Here is a 16866-nt window from a genome sequence, read left to right as displayed (position 1 = left end):
GGACAAAATAAGAACAAATGTAGGGGCCTGACCCGGAGCCCTCCTATGCCCTACGCCCATTCTGACAAGACACAGCTGACCGCAGATGACGTTCGCGCGCGCCTGAAACTCGAGGGCGGCAAGCAGTTCGTAATGCATACCGAGTTCGCTCCCGCCGGCGACCAGCCGACGGCGATAACGGAACTGGCCGGGGGCGTGCGCGATGGCGAGCGTGATCAGGTCCTGTTGGGGGCAACCGGCACCGGTAAGACATTCACGATGGCCAAGGTGATCGAAGAAACCCAGCGCCCAGCGATCATTCTTGCGCCCAACAAGACACTGGCGGCGCAGTTATATGGCGAATTCAAAGGGTTCTTCCCTGAAAACTCGGTCGAATACTTCGTTTCCTACTACGACTATTACCAGCCCGAGGCCTATGTTGCGCGGTCGGACACCTATATTGAGAAAGAATCGCAGATCAACGAACAGATCGACCGGATGCGCCACTCGGCGACCCGGGCGCTGCTGGAGCGGGACGATGTAATCATCGTCGCCTCGGTATCCTGTATTTACGGGATCGGTTCGGTCGAAACCTATGGGGCGATGACGCAGGACCTGAAGGTCGGCAACGAATACGATCAGCGGCAGGTGATGGCCGATCTGGTTGCCCAGCAATACCGCCGCAACGATCAGGCGTTTCAACGCGGCTCGTTCCGGGTGCGGGGCGATTCACTGGAAATCTGGCCTGCTCACCTAGAGGACCGGGCGTGGAAGTTTTCATTTTTTGGTGAGGAGTTGGAGACCATCACCGAATTCGACCCGCTGACCGGCGAACGCGCCGCGTCGATGGAACAGGTGCGGGTCTATGCGAACTCGCACTACGTGACGCCGAAACCGACGATGACCCAAGCGATCATCGGCATCAAAAAGGAACTCCGCATCCGGCTGGACCAACTCGTCGGTGAAGGCAAGCTGCTGGAAGCCCAACGGCTGGAGCAGCGCACAAATTTCGATCTGGAAATGCTTGAGGCCACCGGAGTCTGCAACGGGATCGAAAATTACTCGCGCTATCTGACGGGGCGCGCGCCGGGTGAACCGCCCCCGACCCTGTTTGAATTCATCCCCGACAATGCCATCGTTTTCGCCGATGAATCCCACGTGAGCGTTCCGCAAATCGGCGGCATGTACCGGGGCGACTATCGGCGCAAGTTCACGCTGGCCGAACACGGGTTCCGCCTGCCGTCCTGCATGGATAACCGCCCGCTGAAGTTCGAGGAATGGGACGCAATGCGCCCGCAATCCGTCTTTGTCTCTGCCACCCCGGCCAAATGGGAGATCGAACAGACCGGCGGTGTCTTCACCGAGCAGGTGATCCGCCCCACGGGCCTGCTGGATCCCGAGGTCGAAATCCGCCCCGTTTCGATGCAGGTCGACGACCTGCTGGACGAAGTGCGCAAAGTGGCCGCTGATGGCTATCGCACGCTGGTCACCACGCTGACTAAACGCATGGCCGAAGACCTGACCGAATACCTGCACGAACAGGGCATCAAGGTCCGCTACATGCACTCGGACATCGACACGCTGGAACGGATCGAAATCCTGCGCGACCTGCGGCTGGGGGCCTTCGACGTGCTGATCGGCATCAACCTGCTGCGCGAGGGGCTCGACATCCCTGAATGCGGACTGGTCGCCATTCTGGACGCGGATAAAGAGGGCTTCCTGCGATCTGAGACTTCCCTGATCCAGACCATCGGCCGCGCCGCCCGGAACGCTGATGGCCGGGTGATCATGTATGCCGACAAAATCACCGGCAGCATGGAGCGGGCGCTTAACGAAACCAACCGCCGCCGCTCCAGACAGATCGCCTATAACGAGGAACACGGTATCACACCCGAGACGGTGAAAAAGAATGTCGAAGACGTTCTGGCCGGTCTTTACGAAGGTGACGTCGACATGAACCGCGTGACCGCCACCATCGACAAACCGATGCACGGCGCCAACCTCGAGGCCCATCTGGACGGGTTGCGAGAGCAGATGCACAAAGCCGCCGAGAACCTGGAATTCGAAGAGGCCGCCAACATCCGGGATGAGATCAAACGTCTGGAAGCGGTCGATCTGGCCGTCGCCGACGACCCCATGGCGCGCCAATGGGCGGTCGAGAAAGCTTCGGAAGACGCGGTGAAATCGCGCGGGCGCTCAACGGCTGGACGGCCGGGCCAGCGGGGTGGGAATGTGAAAAGGCGGAAGCGGTAGGATAAAAGTGGCTGTCGAGATCAAGTTAGCAGTTTAGTTGGCACAAGCCCTGGACTGAACCTCTGCACTTCGTCGCGTGGCCTTGATCCGGATCAATGTCGAAACATGAATATGTTGGCAGTGTGCGACGCATGAAGGCTCACAATCCAACCGGCGTAGACGCTTACAAACCTGCACAGATTGCAGAACTGGTTGAAATATCTGGTGTCGCAAAGGCGCATCTTTCCATCGTTCAAACGCTGACACTTGCAATACTCGCAGGTGTCTTCATCGGCTTCGGTGGGGCCGCCTATACTATGGTTATGACCGGCGTAGATTCCGGATTTGGGCCAGCCCGGTTTCTTGGTGGGGTGGTGTTTTCTCTGGGCCTGATCCTTGTTGTCGTTGGTGGGGCGGAACTGTTCACTGGAAACGCGCTGATGACCATAGCGGCGGTGGACCGAAAAATCTCGATGCGTGACCTGTTTAGGAATTGGGGATTCGTGTATCTCGGGAATTTAGTTGGAGCCGTCGCACTAGTTCTGGCTTGCGCTGCAAGCGGTTTGCTGGATGGACCTATGGGGGCTACTGCTGCTGCGATCGCAAATGGCAAGATTGATCTCTCTCCGACGCAAGCCTTTATGCGTGGCATTCTGTGCAACGCCTTAGTCTGCCTTGCCGTCTGGCTGAGCTTCGCAGCCAGATCGGTCGTGGGAAAGGTCATGGTAATACTCTGGCCAATTGCCGCGTTTGTTCTGTTGGGTCTCGAACACTCGATCGCTAATATGTACCTGCTGCCTCAGGGTGCACTAGCAGGTGCCAAACTCGGTTGGGGCGCCGCCATCAGCAACCTTTTTTGGGTCACGGTCGGTAATATAGTCGGAGGCGCCGGCGGTGTCGCGCTCGCCTATCGGCTTGCCTATTTGGGCAAGGCAAGCGGCTGACACTAGCTCAAGTCCTGTCTCAATTGACGATGGCCATACACTTCAAGGTTGCAGCGTAGCTTTCTCTCCTCCACGTTTGAAATCACAAATTGTGACTCCAAACGGTTGCCATGACGAACCCGAACTCCCTGCCCAGCACGCATGAGGTACAAAGCGCCATTCACCGGGTGCGCGGCGCCTGCGTGGTGCTGACCGAGGATCGCGCGCGCCTCTCAGCAGAATCCGTCAACGCTTTCGTTTACGCTGTGTCGTGCAACACCAGCTTGTTTTGTTGAGGGGGATAACGACGCTTGCCCGAGCAGGATTGGCAGCTAAGTAAACGAAGATGCGTTGCGTTCTGTTATCTCTGATCCTGGCCACTCCAGCCACTGCCTGGGAGGCAACGGTCGGTTCCGTCTGCACCCTTTCACATGACACGGAAACCGCCGAGATCTTCCTGACCTACGACCCGGCTGAGCCTCTTTATACGCTGACCATCACTCGCAAGACCGAAGCTTGGACACAGACCCCATGGTTCGCCATGCGGTTTGACGGCCCGAACCCCGTCGAAATCGCAACGCCGCGCCATGTATTGTCCGCCAACGCCGCGTCGCTTACGGTTACAGATACTGGCTTCGGCAATGTTCTGAACGGCTTGGAGTACAATCAGACCGCTTATGCTTACACGCAGGACAGTCTGACTGAATTCTCTTTGAACGGCGCTGCACCTCATGTTCGCATCTTTCGCGAGTGTGCCGGAGCGCAACTATCCTGAACCGAGCCGCTCGGACCCGGCAGATTTGGACCACATCAATTATCCGGAAAATCAACGAAATCAACTGGGTGCCGTGCTCTGGCGCGTGTTGGCTTGCTGTGGGCTGACTGTCGCTGGCGTTAGCTGACTGTCGTTGGCTTTTGCTTGCTGTTGCTGGCGCGAGGCTGGCTTTTGCTTGCTGTGGCTTACGATGGCTTGCTGCAGCTGGGTACCTGTGAATTCGTTATGGACTGGATATAAGAACTGCCGATCCAGTGTCAATAAAAAGTCCAATAAAAACATATATTTGATAGATTTTATCAGGTATTTGATCTGATAAATTCAGCCGGGCTTCTGTGCCGCGCCCGTAATTCAAACTTGCGACCCAGCGCGCCCTGCTCCACGTTTGAAATCACAGTCTGTGATTCCAAAGGGTTACAATGACGAATACCAAAAACCTGCCCAGTACGCGTGAAGTCCAAAGCGCCATTCACCGGGTACGCGGGGCCCGCGTCGTGCTGGCCGAGGATCTGGCGCAGTTCTACGGAAAATCCGTCAGCGCCTTCAATCAGGCCGTCTCGCGCAACAAGGACCTGTTCGAGGGTTACCGCTTTCAGCTGACAGACGCCGAGGTTGCCGATTTGCAATCACAGAATGTGATCTCAAAACCCAAGGGCCGCGGCGGGCGGCGAGTCAATCCTTGGGTCTATACGGATTACGGCGTGGCCATCGCCTCGGCCCTGTTCAAGGACCCGCGCGCGATAAGGATCACCCGGATGATCACCGAGGCCTTTGTCGACGGTGCAAATGCTCTGGCCGAGACCCCGCGCAGCGTGCCCGAAATCCTGCCGCCCGAAGGTGCCCCTGCGCCGCTGCTGCCTAATGGTGAGCAGTTGCGCGATCTTGCCGAAAACATCCTCGATTCCGGTAAGCAGAGCCTTGTCGACTACATCGCCAACCCCACCACCAAGCGCCAGCAGGCGGTCGCGGTAATCATGAAAACCCTCGCAGAGACGGCCGGAGAAGAGGTGCGCACCCAACAGGAACGCCTGCGCCTGCGGATTGCTGAACGTCTGGCAACCGGCGACTACGCCGACGATGATGACCGAAAACAGCTTTTGGAATTGCTGAGTGCGATGAAGGGTTAGACGCCCAACTCGGCTCGAACCTTCTTGGTAAGCTTTGCCACAACCATCTCATAAGACGTCACTATATGCTCGCGTAGTGAGGCATCGCCCATCCCGCGTTCGTCGTAGACCTGCAGCCATTTCATCCCGCGGGATGCCAGATAGGGCGCTGGGCGAATACCGGGCTCATCACTCAGCACCTCGAAAGCCAGATCGGTGGCCTTGAAGGTGAAGGCATCCTTGCCATCGTTCCAGCCACAGAGCGCAAAAACCTTACCGCCCACTTTCCACACATCCGCATTGCCCCATTGAACCACATGGCTGGTGGCTTTGAGAAGGGCGCAAAAACTGTTGAATTCATCGCGTGTCATCGCCTCAATTTTGGCGATTGGCCGGGATTTGGCAAGCGCTGGGTGGGGTCCTACCCTTTGTCCCAGTGAACCACCACATCGTACCCTGCTGGCGATGGCGGGCCTTCCAGAAACTCGGCAAAATGCCCCCAAAGCTTGGCCACTTTGGACGCGTTTGCGTTTGATGTTTCCTCGCTTTGGACAACTGCGACAACGAATCCGGTGCCGTCTTCGTTCATGACATTTGTAAAGCTGTGCATGCCTTCCATGCCCATAATCTGGTCTTTCAATTCATTCATCTTGGCCTCAGCTGCATCCCGCATCCCGGGCTTCATTTTGAACTGAGTAATACGTGCAAACATAACTTTCCTCCCTTTCAGGGCGAAATCCCCCAATGACGGCCAAAGCGACGCGTCACGCGCAGTATAGCACAGTCAGGGAGATTCTCTGATCAGGGCCGGACGAACTTGGCGGTACCCACCTGGCGTTGCTGCGGGGCTTCAACTGTTTGAGGCGCCGCAGTTGATTGAGGCGCGGCATACTGAGGAACCGCCGCCCCACAGGCCACACCATCGCCATTCGCATCGTTGTGCGCATGATATCCCGGCTCACCATCACGGTACGGTCCCGGCACCAAAGCTTCGGCCCTTTCACAACCCGCCAACGCCACCAGATGCAACAGGGCATCAGGGCCTTCGAATTCGGATGTTCGCAAAAAGACACCAACCGCGATGGCCGCAGTGGTGGCCGGCAACATGAGGATCATAAGAATGATGCGAAAAGGCGAAAGCGCGCGTCTGCGCGTCGCATCTGCGCGCCGATGTCGCGCTGCTGCTCTTGGGCTTTTCTTGTTCGAGCTCTGCTCGGATTCATTGAGCGTCATACCCGAGACCTAAACCGAATTTGTGGCAAAACCGAGACCTGAACGCCGCCCTCGCGCGCAGGTCGAGATGCGGATATTGTCGCGCCGTTATTCACTCTCAAGGCCCAAAATACCGATGACCAACGCCAACCCGTACCGCCCGGTTGATGAAAACGCCTGTCAAACGGCCCGTGACCTGATCGAAAACGCAAATTTCGGCGCGCTGGCCGTGTTGCGCCCCGATACGGCGCTGCCTTCGGTTTCGCGCGTGGCCCTTGCAACGGATGATCTGGGGCGACCGGTCACGTTGATCTCAACCCTGGCCGACCACACACGGGCGCTGGTTGCCGATTCCGCTTGCGCCCTATTGGTCGGAGAACCCGGGGATTTGGGCGATCCGCTGACGCATCCAAGATTGACGCTGCATGCTGCGGCGAATTTCATCGCCAGAGGGACAGAAGAACACGACGCGTTGCGCGCACGGTATCTGGGCCTACGACCCAAGGCCAAGCTCTATGTGGACTTTACCGATTTCGGGTTCGTAACGTTCACCGTTTCTGTGACACGACAGAAATAATGATCTATTCCGGACTATGCCGGACTATGCCGGACTTGACGGACGGGAACCGGTCAATCGCCTTCATTCATTGAGTTAAAGAGCTTTGCTGTTTGGCTTGTTCAGCCGGTGATCAAAAGTCGTCTGCGACAGTGAATTTGATCTTTCACGGGCCTTGCAAGGGTGTTTCCGGGTCGGAAAACGGTATTTTTCCCGGCAAAAACGGGCGTTGAATCGCCAGGAAAATTCCATGTGAACCAAGGCGGTCCTGCGGGACCGGAGCAGGTTGCTTCAGTTGGATGTTCCCCAGTAGGCAGGCGGTTCCATCCGAAGGATTCCCCAGGGCGGTGTCCAGCCCTTTCCGGTTTCGTCCGGCCAGCCCTGAGGGGCGGCTTTCTTATCAGGAATCTCGGAGGTACCTGCGCAACCGTTGCGCTCACACCAGGCATATAGGTGGGTTGCGGCGTCCTGAAGCGAGGCGACCAGCTGCGCCCGCTCTGCGCCAGTTGGCCTGTCCGGATGTGCCGTTTGGCCCTGATAGCTGTCCTGATCGCAGAGGTCATTCCAGAGATTTCCAATCGCCCAACGAAGGCGGCGGCTAAAGTGATCCGTTCCTTTTGGTGGCGTCTCCGCCAGCACCTCCCGCAGCGCTCGAAGCGATCGCGCAACAGGCGTCCTGGTGTCCTGGGCGAAGCCGTGAATGCAAAGCGGATCACGGTGGTCGGAGAGACGTCCTTTCAGGGGGCCATCCGCTTTCCGGCTCATTGAGTCAGCCATTCCACCAGCCTTTCGATGATCCACGACATGTTTGCTTCACCAAAGCGCTCCAGATTGACGCGGCTGCCTCCGGTGATGGCATGAGCGTAATCAAGGTATCCGGCGCGGGCAAGGGCGCTGGCCGTGGCGTGCCCACGCAGATTGAACAGAGCGATTGCATCCATGCCAAGGTTGGCGGCGACCGTATTGACCAGACTTTCGGAGTACCGGTAGAGGGGATCGATCACCGTACTAAGTCCCGGGCGTGGATTACTTGCCCTGTAGAGCGTGCCATCATGGCCCACGGCGATTAACCGTTCCAAGCCGCTGTAGAAGTCCAGCGCCAGAAGGTCCTGCTTCGAAAATCCGGACGAATTCGGGTGATTATGAACAACCCCGATCCGACGTGCGGGGTCAGACATCGCTGCACTCATGACGCTGGTCGGTTCGACGCCGTCGCGCGTCCCGGTCACCCATTCGATCGGTGCGACGCTGGCAATGTCCCCGATCGCGTGGCTCTCATCGGGATCGAGATCTATAGCGGCAAGGTGTTCGTTGCCGGTGCGCAGGCCGCGCGCACGCGCCTCAGAGATCAGCGCAGCTTCCGTGCCGCCCGCAGTTGGCGGCAGATCGCCGGCAATTCTTTCGTAGCGCCTCTGTTCGGCGAGGAAGGTTGCGCCCGGATTGGTATCGAAGCCAGGGGTGATGCCTTCCGGTAATTGTATGATCTCACCGGTGCGCGGGTTGGTCCATTCGCGCGTGCCCACAGGTGGATCGGTGGTGACAGTGAGACCGCGCCGATCGACGGCCGCAGCGCTCAGTTGAATGGTGGTACAGCCGCAGAAATATCCGTTGGGCGGGAAGTTTGTGACCCAGAACAGGTTGTCGACATGGATGACCAGTCCGTGAAACGGCTTGTGGGATTTTCGCTTATTGATGCGCTCCATCTGAATGTATTGCAGATATGGCAAAGCTTTTTTTGTACGCTGGATGCGCACCCAGCGGCCGGCTGCATAGGAGGTGCGCATATTGGTGTCAAAGATCACGCGAAGGCGGCGGGCCGAGCCGAGCTGGACCTCGCGAACCTCTCCAGTGAGCGTGTCGGTCATCACCTTGCGGCCCCACCAGCCTTTACGTTTGAGGAGGGGTTGGAGCTCGGCGCGAAACTGTTCAAGTGTCTGGCCTTCAGCAATGGCGCGGTTCACTGCATCACGGATATCGCGCAGCAGATCATCCTGCATCACTTTGGCAACCACGAAACCCCGGGCATGGGAGGCCCCCCACCAGTCGAGATAGGAGAACCGGCTGTCGGGGGGTGCGAAACCTTTGGCACGGAAGTATTCCAGCGCCTCCTGGGGCGTCACGGAGACGGGCGCGACCACCGGTGTCAGATCGAGCGCATCAGCCATCCTCGGTCTCCCCGCCCAGGATCGGTGCGCCCGAGACCCCGGCGAGACCTGCGGCAAAATCTGCGCGGGCCAAAAGAGTTGTCAGCGCCTCGGGCGGCGACCGGTCGGCCAGCGTTCCAAGCGATGCGCGAAGTTCCTCCAGTGATGTGGCCCCGGCGATCGCCGCCTCGACCGGCGCGATCATGGCGGCGGCGGTGGCCGTGGCAATATCCTCTTCGATCAGATGGTTCACCAACCTGTCGAGCGACGAAAGGGGTACAGACGGGTCGGCCAGTGTATAAAATGGCCCGCTCATAGTGACCGGTGCTTGCCCACCCGGATCGGGAAGGGTCTGCACGGACCTTTGTGGTGCCTCCTCCCAGGTGCCGCCATAGACGTCCTCGATATACTCTTTCTTCGGGCGCAGACCGGAGGCCCGGGCGATGTTGGCGTCCCGCTCCGAGCGCACCTTCAGATCTTCGGGTGGCGCGGTGTCACGGCGGATCGCGGGCACTTGCGCACCGGGGAAGTTCCATGCGGCAAGCCAGGTTGCGATCCCGGTGCGCAGGCATTCAGACAGGCGGTGCTCGTCACCGGCAATCAGGTTCTGCAAGGTTTCGTTCTGAACCTGGGCGGTCCCGACATGCTGGCCGATCTCGGATGTGGCATGCTGACCGACCACGGCTTCCGCAATCATGCGATCAAGGGCAGCGACCATTTCCTTATAATCGCCCCCGCCGGAGCCACGGCCTCCGCCGCCCGAAACGGCACCCAGGAGCTGCACCTCTTGTCCTTCCGGGATGACCAGTCCGCTGGAGGCGACCGCTGCCGCCAGATTGCGAAGAAGTTTGTTGATCTCCTCTGGTGTGGCCTCCTTGCGGTGTTTGCCAACCAGCGTGGGGGAGCCGAACTTCTCCAGGGCAGTCCCCCACATCCTGAATATCTGGCGCTTGAGCCAGACCGGCCAGATGCACCATTGCGCCGCTCCCAACCCGAAGGGATAGCCGCCATGCGCTCTGGGGTTTTGCAGGATCAGGAACTTGGCGGGCGGTATCGGCATGCCCCCGGGCGCGTTGCGGGTCAGCAGAAGCGGTTCATGCGTTTGCAGATCAAAGCGCAGAATGCGCGGATCCCGGACCCGGATATCCACCAGCCGTACACGGGTGCCTTCCAGCACCCAAATGCATTCGGCAATCGCATAGCCATACCAGATGGAATGCAGTAGCTCCCGGCAAATACGGTCGATGTCGAGCGCTTTGATCTGGTCGCGCAGGTCATCGGCTGCCTGTTTGTCACGCCGCTTTTTTCCTCCGGGCTCTATAATCAGCGGCGAGGCGATCACGCCTTCGATGCGCTGGCTGAGCACGCCGCTGGCCTTGGTATCGGTGAGCGCGGCATCGGCCGCATCGATACGTGCGTAATCCGCCTGCCAGCCGGTCTGCCATCCCCCGGCTCCGGCCCCGCCCGACAGACCATCGAGCCATCCGGCTGTCTGACCCCAGAGGTTTGACCCGATCGCGACAACAGTGTTTTCCGGCGGCGTCAGCTCATCTTTCTGCGGGCGTGCGAGGACCTCGTTCTGAATGTGCATCGTTACCTCCAGTTCAATCCGGCAAAGAGCGGGGAGCGCACCACCGGCAGGTCCGGATCGATCAGATGTGAGAAATCCTGGATGCCCGCGCCCGCAGCCATCTGGCGTGGTGCGCCGGGCGTGACCTGCCAGGGTCCGCTCACGGAAGCTGCGCCATATGCGGCCAATGCCAGAGCCCAGAAGCGGTCGGCATGGCCATCGGTGCCCGCGCGATCGGCGACCAGGCGCGGTGCCCCGGTCGCACCGGGCTCGGCCCGGACGCTGTAGATATCGTTTCTGAGATCTTCGTCGGCATGGATGCGCATGCGGAGATCCTCAAAAGCCTCTCGCAGGGCTGTGGCCACATCAAGCCGGCGTGGTGCAGTCATCAGAACGCCTTCCACCGTGAACGTGCCGTGGTCCTCCTGATACTGCTCGACCACGGCCTCTCCCATGCCGGTCTGATCGACGAGGATGCGCAGGGGTCTGTATTTGGCAGCCAACCGGCGTACCTCGGCGCGTTGTTCGGAGAACGGCGCATCCCGGAGCGTGATCAGATCGAGCAACCAGAGCGCATCGGAGGCATCCTCTACCACTGCGGCGACCCAGAGGTCACGGCGGCGGGCCACGTCCACCCCGATGTATATGGGCCCCGTTCCCGCCGATCTGTCCGGTTGCCGGGCCAAAGCCTCCTCCGCCTTCATGATCTGTTCCCAGGTGATCCAGGCCCCGCCACCGGCGGAGGGGATACAGTCCAGCTCCTCGGCAGCGTGGCGGCCATGACGGGCGCGCACGGCCGCCTCCCAGGCGGCGGCCGCTTCCGGCGTGTCGGGCTGGCCCGTGACCGCGGCGATCCGGCTATAGAGCCCCTGATCAAGCGCATCGCGCAGCGTCACCCGGTGCAGGCTGGCCTGTAGCCGGCCCTCGCGCGCATCCCGAACAAGCGTGTTGAACGCGTTGGCCTGGCCATTATGGGTGGAGATGATGCGCACGCGCCCGCCCCAGTTTATGAAGGAGAGTGCCGCCTTCAGGACCTCGTCGATGTTGTCAACAAAGGCGGCCTCGTCGACCACAGCGATATCGCCGGGCCGCCCTTTGCTGCGAAACCCGCGTGGGCTGGAGGTCATGGAGAGGATTTTCCTGCCCTTCGGGAAATTGATCCGGAACACCTGGATATCGCGGCCCTCATCCTGTAGCAGCGATTCCCCCACCGTACCCGCCGCGATATTGAGATCCGTTATCCACCCGGCACAGTCTTCGATGAAGCCGCGGGTCATGTCTTTGTCATAGGACTGGTAGTAGATGTCGCCCAGATCGTCGCTGGCATGCATGACGGAACCGTAGGCCTCGGCCCAGCTGATCCCGATCCGGCGCGATTTCTCGATGAGGGCAAGCGGCGCGGCATCCTGAACCCAGGAACTCTGATAGGGCAGCAACGTTCTCATGGACTCTTGCCTTCGACGGCGTCCCGGATTGCAGCGGATACCTCCGGAGTGAGCCCGGCCGATCGGGTGGCACTTTCGACGCGGTCCGCGGCCGCTTTGCGTTCTTTGCGGATCTCCCGCTCCAGCGCTTTGTCGGAGATCGCCTCGCGCAGTCCTGACGAGGCCATCATGTCCTTCAGCATGCGCCCGAGAAAATGCAGATCGCGGGCGTCAAAATCCAGTTCCTCCTTCTCCTCCCTGGGTGCCATGGCGTTGGCCATCGTTCGAAAGGCATGGCTGGATAACATGGAGAAGAGCGCCTTGTGACGGTGCGCCTCACGATCCAGACCTTCCTCACCAAGAAACCCCTGCGCCCAGTCATTGGCCTGCCGTTGCAGGTCAGCGAACCGTTGCTGGGCTCGTCCGAAGTTGTGCACGGCTGAGCGCCCGACCGTTATATCCAGGCCTTCAGCCTCCAGACGCGCGTTCAGCGCTTCCGTCACATCATCGTAATCGGCATATCCCCGCGCCTGCAGTTCGGTGCGCAGCCAGTCCCGGATCTCGGGTGGCAACCGGTCTATCCTGGGACGTTGCGGCATCTCCTCACCCCTGGGGCGCGGGGCGTCTCACACCGGGGTGACGGTCCCGGCCGAGGGCCACGTCAACGCCGCGCGGGGTGGCCTCCACGACCAAAAAGCTGTCGTGATCTTCGATCGTGACCATCCCGGCCTCGCGCAGCCAGGTCAGCGTGCTGATGATCCGGTCGCGATTGGTGGTGATGCGCAACCCATTGAGCACGTCCAGCAGGATCTCCGCATTGGAGCTGTTGTCGGTTACCATCGCGAGATGTTGCAGGACCCTCAGGCGGCGGTCTTTTTCCAGTGCGTTTGCAAAGCTCATGACCGCTCCTCCCCGAGCAGGTGATCCTCGATACGGGTGATCGATGCATCGAGCCGCGCGACGGCTTTTGCATCACTTGCCATGAAGGCGCGGATCTCGCGTATGGCCCCTTCCTGTGTCTGAATGGCGATCTCGATCCGGTGAATGTCAGCCCGGCTGGCCAGGCCCGAAACCGCAGTCTCCAGCCGGGTGATCCGCTCGGCATGACGGTCAAAACGTTCCGTGATATCAGCGTGCATTGCCGGTGCGGGAGGCTGGGCGGGAGACGCGTTGGGAGCCGGTGCTGGCGCTGATGCGGCGGCCTTGCCGCCCAGAAACCCCAGCTGCCGCAGGATTATCCCACCTGCGCCGATCACCGCCAGAACACCCAGGATGCCAATGGCATTCTGCCAGTCATCTGCGGTGGGAAGCGGGATCATGGGCGGGCCTCAGCTGAACTCATGCGCCCAGTCTAGGGTTTCTCACCAGCCCGGGGCAGCGGACCATGGTCCGGGGTGTTCACCCGTGCCGCCTCCCGCCAGGCCAGGCAGGCGGCACGGAGATCGGCCCCGTGGGCGACGATGCCATAAAGCTGAATTTCCACGACGCCATGGCAACGAGGCAGGTCCAGACGCGCCCCGGTCTCAATCAGCGCGGTGGTCACCGCGTCCATCACATCCTCCGGGTCACGCATCTGCTCCAGCCGCTCCAGGAATGCGGTGCGGGTTTCATCCAGGGTCTTGTCTTTCATACGCGATCCTCGTTCTCGTCCTTCAGATACCGCCGCGCGGTTCTGCGCGAGATGCGCATGATCCGCGCAATCTCGCTGACTGTGCGACCGCGTTCAGCCATCCAGACCACCAGGTGCCGCCGTGCCAATGGCACTGCAATGGCGCTGCCGCCGAAATGATACATGACCTTTTCTGCAGCCGCATCTCCGATCAGCATGGTCAATTCCAGTCCTGCACGCGTCCCGGCGCGTGCAGGGACATTCCATCCGTCATCACCGCCATGGGTCAAGGCGATGCGCAGGGCCGCCTCGCGGCCCGCCACATCGGTGATCTCTTCCAGCACCCCCGGCAGCGCTCCGCCGCCGCCACTCCTTGTATGGTTTGTGCTCATCGCCGCGCTCTCCCCAGTGCCCGCCGCTGCGCCATAATCCGCCGGTGCTGTTCAGCTGCGGTCCAGCGGATGCGCTTCGCCGCCGCCCGTTCCTGAGCACGCCGACGTTGCCGCGATATGCGCGCCTCCGGGTGGATAAGCCTGTTGAACAAGCGGAAGGGATGTTTCATCCGGTTTGTCCTCCTGTTTCCTCTTCGCTCCGCGCCATCATGGCTTTCAGCGCCCGGATCACGTCATTGATGCAGGCGGGATCGCTCAGCGCATCGACATCGATCGGGACATAGGCCCAATGCCCCTCAAAGCGGGACCGGATGAAGGCGTTGAGACCGGCGCGACCGGGACGGGTCAGCGCGCCCCGGCGACCCAGTTCGGTCCAAAGCGCGTGTATCAGCCGCAGATCGCCTCTTGGTGCCAATGCATGACCCCGCTGACCGCGACGTCTGTCAGGGCCCGTCAGGCGATCGAGATGCTTCAGCAGCCGGGCGATATCCTTGCTGTTCATGTCGCGCAGCGAGGCGTGGCCGGTGACCCGCAACTGCACATCGTGGCGCGCTTCCGTCTCAAGACCAAGACGCTTGCAGGCGGCAAAGACCGCGCGCATCAGGCGCAGCCGCTCGCTGTCTGCAACCGCCCGGGTCATGTCTGTGTCTCCCCGGCGCGGCCCCGGATCACGCCGCCCGCGCGCAGATGTTTGATATCGTTGTAGATGGTGCCCAGGGTCACCACGCGACCCAGTTCGCGCCTGAGATGCTCGGTCATGTCGACGGGCTTCATACCCATGTCGAACATGTCCCGGATCAAGGCGCGGCGCGCGGTCACGGAATAGACGGGCGGCAGATAGCCTCTGTTCATCTCAGCCCTCCCGCTTTCTGGCCGCGCGTTCGAACTTCATGTGCCGCCGGGCAATCCGCATCCGGCGGGCCTTGTACTCGGGCGCGGTCATGGAGGGGCGCGTCTCCGGAAGCCCACTGCAACCGGCAGGGATGCGCGTGATCCGCCCGGCCGCCACCGCCGCGTCGATCAGCGCCCGGGCCTCTGCGCTCAGCGGATCACGGTGCTGCCAGTTGGCAAAGACCCCCATCACTCATCCCGCCTTTGCCAGATCGATGGTGATGGGCTGCCAGCCGGCATCAGAGCTCTTGCGGCGATAGCAGCGGATGTAGGATTTTGAGCCCACAACCCGCATCGCATCGCGGATGGCCTGCATCGCACTGCGCCACCGGTCGTCGTCGATCTCATGGCGCAGAAGGCTGTAGATCGCGCTTCGGCTGATCTGGCCCTCCTTGTCCACCTGGAAGGCGTGTCCCACGATGGCCCGGATCTCGTCGCGGCTGCCGGCCGACCATTCAGCCAGGCATTCCTCGACCAGGTCGCGTGCCACCTGCAGTTCCGGGCCGAACTCGATCCGCTCGGTAATCTGCACCTGCACCTTCAGACAACCGTCATAACTCAGATATGTACGGTTGCCTTTGACCGAAGCGCGCGCGGGACCGCCATATTCAGCCGCCAGCAGCGCGTCGAAGGCGCTGATGTCGTCCATCGTATGACCCCGGAAGCGGGAGATCTGTGCTGATAGGTCCCCGGCATACCGGATCACCTTGCGCACCATCTCGTCCTGTAACTGGTCCTGGGCGCGGATCAGATCCAGCGGGATCAGACGGGCTTTGTGGTCGCGCATATGCGGTACACCGTCGATCTCGATGGTGGCATCATCCGCACCCGCCGTATCGGTTTTGCCGTCCATTCCCTCGGGTGCGTCAAAGGGGTCGTGCTTGCGTTTGCTCATGTCACTTTCCTTTCTTCAGTGAGGTTGGGGGTTTGCCATCCGCCTCGAAGTCCATTCGGGCAAAGATGGCGGGAATACCATCGCTGAGACCCACCCCTTCGATCGCGCGGGTTCCACCACGCACATCTTCGACCCGGATCTCCTCGCGGGCGGGAAACTCGGACAGCCGTTCTATCAGCTCGCGCACCGTCATGATGTTTCTCCGGCGGCCGCGATATCCGCGCCAGTGACAATCTCTCGCCCATCGGCATGTGCGATCATCCAGGCGCGTGCCAGCAACCGGCGCAGGGCATGCAGCCCACCGGGGCCAGTGGCTGCGGCGCGGGTGATGCGGCTCTCTTCCCGATCCGGAACCCGGCCCAGTACTGCTGCAACCAGAGCGTCGATATCCACCGGTGCGGTCGCCCTCAGGCCCACCTTCACGCCAATGCGCCCTGTGACCTGCGGGCAGCGCGCCAGCGTCTCACAGACTTTCTGCCCTCCCACCAGCGCCAACCCGGCCCCGGAGAGATCCCGCAAACCCCTCAGCGCATCCAGAAGGGACGGTGTGAGGTGCTGAGCCTCATCGACCGCCAGCAGTGCCTGGCGGCCTTCAAGACGCGCCAGTATCGCATCCTCGGCCTCCAGCGCGGAGCGATAGCGCCCGGCCACGCCCAGCACCCGCGCCACCCGACCGTAAAGCCCGCCCAGCGTGGTAACGCCACAGGTCATCACCAGCGGATGCACGCCCGAGCGGCTGGCGGCATAGCGTTTGATCGCCCAGCTCTTGCCCGCCCCTGAGCGGCCATGGACCAGAACCACGTCGCCCGTGGCCTGGGCATGGGCCAGTGCCGCCATAACCTGGCCGGTCACGCCGAGATCGACATGGGCATCGAGCCCCGCCGGGCTCAGCGACAGCGCGCGCGCCTCGAAGCGGGTCTCCAGCCAGCGTGCCATCTGTGCCGTCACCTTGGGATTGTCACCCTCATACTTGCCTACCAGCCAGCGGCTCAGTGTGGTCACACTGACACCCACAGCTGTCGCGGCCTCCGCCTGGCTCAGGGCATAAGCCTCCAGCTCGGCGCGCACAGCGGCGCGCACAGCGTCCATGTCCCGGATCGGGTCCGGTGCCGCATCAGGCGTGTCCGGCAGAACGGCAAGCGATGATTGACGCATGGA

The 16866-nt window shown here is 61.1% G+C and carries 24 protein-coding genes; 6 read left to right on the top strand and 18 right to left on the bottom strand.

Annotated features, from left to right (window positions below):
• Positions 1-45 precede the first annotated feature (45 nt).
• From uvrB to GOW92_RS18615, 5 genes are all read left to right on the top strand, one after another.
• Positions 46-2232, top strand: a complete 2187-nt coding sequence (gene uvrB / locus GOW92_RS18635; protein WP_170563154.1) for an excinuclease ABC subunit UvrB — start codon at positions 46-48, stop codon at positions 2230-2232.
• A 131-nt stretch (positions 2233-2363) separates the two neighbouring features.
• Entirely contained in the window at positions 2364-3155 is a 792-nt protein-coding gene (locus GOW92_RS18630; protein ID WP_170563151.1) for a formate/nitrite transporter family protein, read from the top strand.
• 110 nt (positions 3156-3265) lie between these two features.
• Positions 3266-3430 (top strand): hypothetical protein, encoded by a 165-nt coding sequence (locus tag GOW92_RS18625; protein ID WP_170563148.1) that lies wholly within the window; start codon positions 3266-3268, stop codon positions 3428-3430.
• Between the two features lie 50 nt (positions 3431-3480).
• Positions 3481-3909, top strand: coding sequence for a hypothetical protein (locus tag GOW92_RS18620; RefSeq protein ID WP_170563145.1), 429 nt, complete (start codon positions 3481-3483; stop codon positions 3907-3909).
• 419 nt (positions 3910-4328) lie between these two features.
• A complete protein-coding gene (locus tag GOW92_RS18615; protein ID WP_170563142.1) occupies positions 4329-5036 on the top strand; it encodes an ORF6N domain-containing protein in 708 nt (235 codons plus the stop codon).
• On the opposite strand, the gene GOW92_RS18610 is transcribed toward GOW92_RS18615, so the two are convergent.
• The 3 genes from GOW92_RS18610 to GOW92_RS18600 form a co-directional block, all read right to left on the bottom strand.
• Complete coding sequence (locus GOW92_RS18610) at positions 5033-5386, bottom strand: MmcQ/YjbR family DNA-binding protein (protein WP_170563139.1); 354 nt, start codon at positions 5384-5386, stop codon at positions 5033-5035. The two genes, GOW92_RS18615 and GOW92_RS18610, sit on opposite strands and share 4 nt — an antisense overlap.
• 50 nt (positions 5387-5436) lie before the next feature.
• Positions 5437-5727 carry an antibiotic biosynthesis monooxygenase family protein gene (locus GOW92_RS18605; RefSeq protein WP_170414756.1) on the bottom strand — a complete coding sequence of 97 codons (291 nt, stop codon included), beginning with the start codon at positions 5725-5727 and terminating at the stop codon, positions 5437-5439.
• Positions 5728-5816: 89 nt separating this feature from the next.
• The gene (locus GOW92_RS18600) at positions 5817-6248 is read right to left on the bottom strand and encodes an excalibur calcium-binding domain-containing protein (protein ID WP_170563136.1); all 432 of its coding nucleotides are present in this window, start codon (positions 6246-6248) and stop codon (positions 5817-5819) included.
• Positions 6249-6363: 115 nt separating this feature from the next.
• On the opposite strand from GOW92_RS18600, the gene GOW92_RS18595 reads away from it, so the two are divergent.
• The gene (locus GOW92_RS18595; protein WP_170563133.1) at positions 6364-6804 is read left to right on the top strand and encodes a pyridoxamine 5'-phosphate oxidase family protein; all 441 of its coding nucleotides are present in this window, start codon (positions 6364-6366) and stop codon (positions 6802-6804) included.
• A gap of 270 nt (positions 6805-7074) precedes the next feature.
• Here the strand turns inward: GOW92_RS18595 and GOW92_RS18590 are convergent, their stop codons facing one another.
• The 15 genes from GOW92_RS18590 to GOW92_RS18520 form a co-directional block, all read right to left on the bottom strand.
• Positions 7075-7548 (bottom strand): hypothetical protein, encoded by a 474-nt coding sequence (locus GOW92_RS18590; RefSeq protein WP_170563130.1) that lies wholly within the window; start codon positions 7546-7548, stop codon positions 7075-7077.
• Positions 7545-8948 (bottom strand): phage head morphogenesis protein, encoded by a 1404-nt coding sequence (locus GOW92_RS18585; protein ID WP_170563127.1) that lies wholly within the window; start codon positions 8946-8948, stop codon positions 7545-7547. Before GOW92_RS18585 ends, GOW92_RS18590 begins: the two co-directional genes overlap by 4 nt.
• Positions 8941-10518 (bottom strand): phage portal protein family protein, encoded by a 1578-nt coding sequence (locus tag GOW92_RS18580; protein WP_170563124.1) that lies wholly within the window; start codon positions 10516-10518, stop codon positions 8941-8943. The genes GOW92_RS18585 and GOW92_RS18580 overlap by 8 nt, the downstream gene beginning before the upstream one ends.
• A 2-nt stretch (positions 10519-10520) precedes the next feature.
• Positions 10521-11942, bottom strand: a complete 1422-nt coding sequence (locus tag GOW92_RS18575; protein ID WP_170563121.1) for a hypothetical protein — start codon at positions 11940-11942, stop codon at positions 10521-10523.
• A complete protein-coding gene (locus tag GOW92_RS18570; RefSeq protein ID WP_170563118.1) occupies positions 11939-12520 on the bottom strand; it encodes a phage protein Gp27 family protein in 582 nt (193 codons plus the stop codon). The genes GOW92_RS18575 and GOW92_RS18570 overlap by 4 nt, the downstream gene beginning before the upstream one ends.
• Positions 12521-12524: 4 nt before the next feature.
• On the bottom strand, positions 12525-12821 hold the full coding sequence (locus GOW92_RS18565) for a VpaChn25_0724 family phage protein (protein WP_170563114.1): 297 nt from the start codon (positions 12819-12821) through the stop codon (positions 12525-12527).
• The gene (locus tag GOW92_RS18560) at positions 12818-13240 is read right to left on the bottom strand and encodes a hypothetical protein (protein WP_170563111.1); all 423 of its coding nucleotides are present in this window, start codon (positions 13238-13240) and stop codon (positions 12818-12820) included. Before GOW92_RS18560 ends, GOW92_RS18565 begins: the two co-directional genes overlap by 4 nt.
• Before the next feature lie 32 nt (positions 13241-13272).
• Entirely contained in the window at positions 13273-13551 is a 279-nt protein-coding gene (locus GOW92_RS18555) for a hypothetical protein (RefSeq protein ID WP_170563108.1), read from the bottom strand.
• Positions 13548-13922, bottom strand: coding sequence for a helix-turn-helix domain-containing protein (locus GOW92_RS18550; protein WP_170563105.1), 375 nt, complete (start codon positions 13920-13922; stop codon positions 13548-13550). Before GOW92_RS18550 ends, GOW92_RS18555 begins: the two co-directional genes overlap by 4 nt.
• Before the next feature lie 166 nt (positions 13923-14088).
• Positions 14089-14562: a phage protein GemA/Gp16 family protein gene (locus GOW92_RS18545; protein ID WP_254453083.1), complete on the bottom strand. Its 474-nt coding sequence runs from the start codon at positions 14560-14562 to the stop codon at positions 14089-14091.
• Positions 14559-14774: a hypothetical protein gene (locus GOW92_RS18540; RefSeq protein ID WP_170563102.1), complete on the bottom strand. Its 216-nt coding sequence runs from the start codon at positions 14772-14774 to the stop codon at positions 14559-14561. The genes GOW92_RS18545 and GOW92_RS18540 overlap by 4 nt, the downstream gene beginning before the upstream one ends.
• Before the next feature lies 1 nt (position 14775).
• Positions 14776-15003 (bottom strand): hypothetical protein, encoded by a 228-nt coding sequence (locus tag GOW92_RS18535; protein ID WP_170563099.1) that lies wholly within the window; start codon positions 15001-15003, stop codon positions 14776-14778.
• A 3-nt stretch (positions 15004-15006) separates the two neighbouring features.
• The gene (locus GOW92_RS18530) at positions 15007-15708 is read right to left on the bottom strand and encodes a DUF3164 family protein (protein ID WP_254453082.1); all 702 of its coding nucleotides are present in this window, start codon (positions 15706-15708) and stop codon (positions 15007-15009) included.
• Between the two features lies 1 nt (position 15709).
• Positions 15710-15901, bottom strand: coding sequence for a hypothetical protein (locus tag GOW92_RS18525; protein ID WP_170563096.1), 192 nt, complete (start codon positions 15899-15901; stop codon positions 15710-15712).
• Positions 15898-16863, bottom strand: coding sequence for an AAA family ATPase (locus GOW92_RS18520; protein ID WP_170563094.1), 966 nt, complete (start codon positions 16861-16863; stop codon positions 15898-15900). Before GOW92_RS18520 ends, GOW92_RS18525 begins: the two co-directional genes overlap by 4 nt.
• Between the last annotated feature and the right edge of the window lie 3 nt (positions 16864-16866).

This window comes from Ruegeria atlantica (genome assembly GCF_013032505.1).
Classification (GTDB): Bacteria; Pseudomonadota; Alphaproteobacteria; order Rhodobacterales; family Rhodobacteraceae; genus Ruegeria; species Ruegeria atlantica_F.
This window is presented reverse-complemented; position numbering and strand designations above follow the sequence as displayed.